5 protein-coding genes are annotated in these 5562 nt (G+C 37.4%); 2 read left to right on the top strand and 3 right to left on the bottom strand.

Going from position 1 to position 5562, the window contains the following annotated elements; all coding sequences use genetic code 11:
• Positions 1-29: 29 nt before the first annotated feature.
• A complete protein-coding gene (locus AK824_RS13340) occupies positions 30-2228 on the bottom strand; it encodes a MobA/MobL family protein (RefSeq protein WP_057762765.1) in 2199 nt (732 codons plus the stop codon).
• A gap of 254 nt (positions 2229-2482) precedes the next feature.
• On the opposite strand from AK824_RS13340, the gene AK824_RS13335 reads away from it, so the two are divergent.
• A complete protein-coding gene (locus tag AK824_RS13335; RefSeq protein WP_082624706.1) occupies positions 2483-2794 on the top strand; it encodes a mobilization protein MobS in 312 nt (103 codons plus the stop codon).
• 118 nt (positions 2795-2912) lie between these two features.
• Positions 2913-3389, top strand: a complete 477-nt coding sequence (locus tag AK824_RS13330; protein WP_057762762.1) for a hypothetical protein — start codon at positions 2913-2915, stop codon at positions 3387-3389.
• A 192-nt stretch (positions 3390-3581) separates the two neighbouring features.
• On the opposite strand, the gene AK824_RS13325 is transcribed toward AK824_RS13330, so the two are convergent.
• Together AK824_RS13325 and repM are read right to left on the bottom strand one after the other, a co-directional pair.
• Positions 3582-4166, bottom strand: coding sequence for a hypothetical protein (locus tag AK824_RS13325; protein ID WP_057762758.1), 585 nt, complete (start codon positions 4164-4166; stop codon positions 3582-3584).
• 145 nt (positions 4167-4311) lie between these two features.
• Complete coding sequence (gene repM / locus AK824_RS13320) at positions 4312-5286, bottom strand: replication initiation protein RepM (protein ID WP_057762756.1); 975 nt, start codon at positions 5284-5286, stop codon at positions 4312-4314.
• Between the last annotated feature and the right edge of the window lie 276 nt (positions 5287-5562).

Below are 5562 nucleotides of genomic sequence, written 5' to 3'. Positions count from 1 at the left end.
AGAAAAAGAAAAAATAGAGGTATGTATAATTAGAAATTTGGTGATGGATTATCTCTACTATCATTTACATTACCTGTATCTATCCCTCTATCAATGACTTTTAAATCGTTATTAATGCTTCTTAAATCATCGCCAGATAACTTTTCAGCGTAATCAGTAGTAAATCTACCTAAACTGTCTCCAAGCTCTCTAACGTGCTTCTGGACGCTATCATTGCTCATTAAAGTATTCAGTCCTTTGTAAGCAACCTCGTATTGCTTAGCTGTCAGTCTAATAGTCTGATTGATATGTTGTTCTGCTAATGCTCTGCTTTCGTCTGTTTTTTCACTGTTATTTGCATATTTAGTCAGTGCAGCTAGATAAGGTTGAGCTGTTATTATTGTCGCAGTCACTCTGCTAGTATCATTCCTACCTAATCTTGTTTGATGCTGTTGTACCTGTTCAGCTCTTTGTCTGTCTAGCTTAGCGATAAAATCATAAAAGTCTGCTGTAACAGTTTGATGGTGAGATCTTTCTTTTTGGTTATCTACTAATATATTTATAGCAGCTAGGTTGTTTTGCATGACCTCAAGGCTAAGCATACCAACGACTAGCTCGTATTTTTCTAGATACTCTTTCTCAATTGTATGAATACCTAGAGAGTGAGCGAATTCATTAAGTATGGCAATTTGTCGATAATCGAACTTTTCTGGGTAATGTTCCGATTTTTCGTTACGTCCTTTACTTAACCTCTTACTGTCTTGATTGCGCATAAGCAGTCGGTAAGCTAGAACCTTTTTCTTGTCTAGCGTATCAGCTTGTATTCTTCTAGTATTTTGTTCTGCTTCAAGAGCTTGTCGAGCTGCGTCTCTAGTTTTTTGATCAATTTGTCTTTTTCGCTCATGAAAGGCTCTTTCGTATTCGTTGTCAAAGGGGCTTGGGGCTGGTTTTGCTCTTGCTGCAATGCTGTTGTTGACTCTCGCAGCTTCTGATTTGCTATTTTCAGCTCGTTGTTTCGTGTTGTCATTGATTTCTGATGTTCCACTAATTGCTGATACTGTGTTCTTAGATCTGACTGCGTTTTCATCAATTCTTTGAAGCGTTCTCTCGATAGCTTCAATTGCTCCATTAGTTGCCTTTGGTAGGTTTTTGCATCGTTCAGCTGCCCAATCATTTGCTGATTTTGCGTCTCTAACTCTGTCTGCATTTGCATCAACGACTCGTTGTGTTGTCTCAATGATTGATTCTGTGTCTCTAACTCTGTCAGTGCTTTCTCCAAGCCTTCGACTAACTCGGTCAATGATTGATTCTGTGTCTCTAACTCTGTCTGCGTTTGCATCAATGATTCGTTTTGTTCGATTAATTCGTTCACTGTTTTCTCTCTCAATTTTGTTAGACGCTTCTAGCACCAGGCTATTACGCTCCGCGATCATAGCGTTAATCTCACCACGGATCGTCACTGGTGCGATGCCAGTAAATTCCTGCTCATTATCTAAAGCTTCTTTTTTAGCCTTTTCGTATGCGTCACGCTCTAGCTTGGTCGCAACCGAACCCATTTTAAGCTGCGGCTCAATATCTTTGCCTTGGTCTGCATAGCTACGGCAATCTATTAAATCGTGCTTATGCTCAGCTAACTTCTCATTAGCAATCTGTTCCCACAGCTGACGAATTTCCCTAAGCTCATCATTGACTCGTTCTATCTCAAATCCAAGCTGACGACGCTTCGTATCGGACAACTCAATATCGGCTTTGTCAGTCAATACAATCTCGTTGTCATTACCTATTACGGCTTTACGAGTAGTAAACATGATATGAGCATGAAAGTTACGAGGGTCAGCACCGCGCTCAATCTCTCTTTGAGTTGGTTTGTGAATAGCACAGTCAGCAATCGTGTCGTAACGATCCGCTAGGGTCTGGGCGAACCTATGTGCTATGTCTTTGCGATCTTGTTCGCTTAACTCATGCGGTAAATTGACCAACCACTCTCTAGCCACTCGCGCATCTTTTCTTTTTTCGGCGCTCTCTGCTTTATTCCATAAATCGCTACGATCAATAGTAACGCCTGCATCAGCTAATGCTGACGGCAAAATAATATCGGCACTCATGACACCTGAGCGTTTAGAGTAATCATGCGTCTTACCGTAACGCTCATCCTTTAATTTTTCCCCTGCTCGATAACTAGCAGAAGCAACAGCACTTTGTCCGCTACCTCGTGATATTGATTTAGTCGATGCGAGAAAAATAGCCATTTTCAAACACTCATGCTTTTGCTTTTTAGCACTACGTCTTTTCGTAGTGCGGGGGTGTGGGGGCTTTGCCCCTGCCGACGTTTGACTTCACAAATGTACGACCGAAGGAAGTAAACATTTGTGAAGTCGAAAACTCGCACTTAGTCAGTGGGACTCAACCATCCGTCAATTAACTATATCATAATAGATTGTTAGAGTCTGGCGGAGTTGCTATAGTCGGGTAAATAGGTAATTTGATATTTTAGGAGGAAGGTATGAGCTTACTAGGTGGTAATGATTTAAAAGAACAGCAGAAGATTAATGATCTTGAGCTAAAGATAAATAGGGAGAGACAGAAGTTAGATAAGAAGCTGACACGACAAAAAATTCTACTGGGTGCCTTTTTGGTAGATGTTTTAGAGAATGATTCAGTAAATGGCTTAAAGGAATATACAGCTAACAATCTATTAGGTTTTTTGAACAGACAGACGGATAAGGATTTAATGGCAGATTTAGTAAAGGGGCTTGGTGGTAAGGTTAACATTGAAAATAACAATGAAACCAAAGCAGACTCTGAAACACTTTAACAATTTGAGAGCTTATATATGTCACAGCATTTAAGAGAAAAAGGATTCCAACAGACAGTTTCTATCGTAGTGGTTTCTTATACATGTCTCTTGATTACTTAACAGCAGGATGGAATATATGGCAATTAGAATAAAATTATATGCAGCTATAGTAGCCATTTTCTTCGTTAGCGGATGTCAACCCTCTGCTAACGAAGATCAAAATTTTTCTAATTACAATGAATCTCTATTAAATTCTAGTAAGCTCAGTGAGAGAAAATCTGAAAACATGGTTTATGTCACTGCTATTGAAACAGATTCTAGAGATGGAGATGCGGCAGCTTACAGGGGAACCCTTAATGTTATAAATGGCTGTTTATTTATGGGTGATATGTTAGTGGTAATAGTTAATCCGAACCTAGAATGGGAGCAGAATCCCTTCGTTATTTACAACAGAGTAAGTAATGAAAAATTTAAGATTGGAGATGTAGTCACTGTTGGAGGATCTTCTGCTGATTACTCACTGGTAAATGAAGAAAATTTAAAATGGAAATATCCACCAAACGCTAATTGTAAGTCTAAGAGAGTTTGGCTGGTTGGTAACATGGTTCATTGATATATTTTTTTAAGCATATTTATGGCGAACCAAGCAGGCTCCTTCCTTGGTTCGGTTCCCTAGTGAGGACTTGAATCCTAGGCTATAGGCTAGTGGTATCGGTATATTGAGTTATTTAGGTAATCTCGGTGTACTTCGTTGTGTACATGTAGTGAGCTTTTGGATCATTATTTTTATTTACCATATATGGGCTTAGCGTGAGAATACGACGTGCTTTCGTCCTTCCATCATTACTAATGAATAGACTAATAGATAAAAGTTTGACAGAAAACCTAAGAAAATATTTATTATAATGAAATATTCAGAACCCACTAGAAAGCTTCTCATGATTCTTGAGTTTCCCGCTGAGGTAAAGCCAAAGAACATAAACCAACCTATATTTATAAAAAGTAATATTAATGCAGTTATAAGAATAGTTCTTTTGGGATTTTCACCGACTGCATGATTTAACTTATCTGGGTTTTTTGCTGCTAGTTTAAATTCCCTGACAACTTTGTTTGAGACCCCTTTCATGAAATAAGTGAGAGTAATTATAAAAAATATTAATACAAAATATAGTAGAACTACATCGTTCAGTAACCTTATTCTACCCGAAGCTAATTCCATTGATTGTGCAAAGGGGGTAATACCTTGATAGTTTTTGAACTTGGAGCCTAGTATTAAAGAAGTGAAAAAAATTGCAAAAAACCCATGAAAATAAGCATAATTAAAGGGCGATAAATCGTTTAATAGATTAACCATAGTTTTATGAGAAATATAATGATGATCTTCTGTCATTTTTTATGTTCACCTTAATTTTTTTAGGCTATACCTCAAAGAAACTAGTTATTTCGCCCCTCAAACCTATTAATAGACCACTTAAAACAGACTGGCATAAAGGAACCACCTATATCAGTCTGTTTTAAGTGGTCGGTTTTTGTCGTTACCTTGAGAAGTCATAGTCTGCTTCATTTCCATCTAAATATTCGCGTATAGGGCGTTTCTTACTGAATCTAGAAGCGTCTTTTTTGATCTCACTAACTATGAAATCACTATACGCTGACCAGTTCTTACCAGCGTCACCTTTGGCCAGACTACTGTATGTGCTTATAAACTCTTTATGCCGACTGATACGCCACAACTGTTTATCTGATAGTCCGTCTATCGTAAACATATTGCCAGTATCAGCGTTGGGCTTTTTGTTTGTCTTGTTAGCTTTAGGCTTTTCATGCACAGTAAACGCAAAGCCTATGATTGTTCGACCTTGTTTTACATTACTATATTTAACTCTGATATTTGTTTTCTCATTTATCTCTTTAACTGCTAAATCAAGAACACGTTTTTTAAAATCTCCCATATTTTTATATTCATTGATACCAATTCCTAGCTGACCTCGCAATAGTGCGTAATCAAACACTTCTGATTTCTTCGCACTTAACCATTTTACTGTCAGCTCATACAAACGCACAGAGTAAACACTGTTAAGCGTGGCGATGAACTCTAGGTCATATTGTGTAAAGTGTGAACCTAAACGAGTAATCTCGTTAATAACGGCAACAGTAAAAATGATCTCAATGCGACCCTCACTTTTAACATACCTGACTTGTTGAACCCAGTTTGTCTCAACCTTACTACCAGTACCATCTGAAAACGTAAAATAGCGCGCTCTCAAGCCTTTCCCAGCCTGAGCTAATACCTTATAGGCAGTATCAATTTGTATATTAAAAACTTCAGCATATCTTTTCGCACTTATAGACAAAGGCTTATTGAACCCTAACCCTTGCTCTGTCTCTCTTGCATCAACAATAGCTAGCTGTATTAAACACATCTCAGTTAAAGATAGGTTTTGAAAAGCTGTGATAATTCGATTTGATTTAACAACTAAGTCTTGCCCACCATTTTTTTTCTTATTATTCATAAGCTTCCCTGCCTTTAATCATTTTTAGTTAAAAAGACTATTATATATAATGTCAATTAATAGTCAAATAATAATGTGTCAATTAATACGGCATAGACGTCCATTTATAACGGTATAAACGTCCATTTATAACGGTATAAACGTCCATTTATAACGGTATAAACGTCTATTAATGAGGTCTGAACCCCTTTATTTTCGGTAGATACAGCTTGCTTAAAAGCATTTAAAAGCATTTAAAAGCATTAAAAGCATTTTTAGTTGTGGATAAGTAATAAA

Origin of the sequence: Psychrobacter sp. P11G3, from assembly GCF_001435845.1 — a bacterium.
Lineage (GTDB): Bacteria > Pseudomonadota > Gammaproteobacteria > Pseudomonadales > Moraxellaceae > Psychrobacter.
The sequence above is the reverse complement of the archived record's forward strand: the minus strand, read 5'-3'. Positions and strand labels throughout refer to the sequence as shown.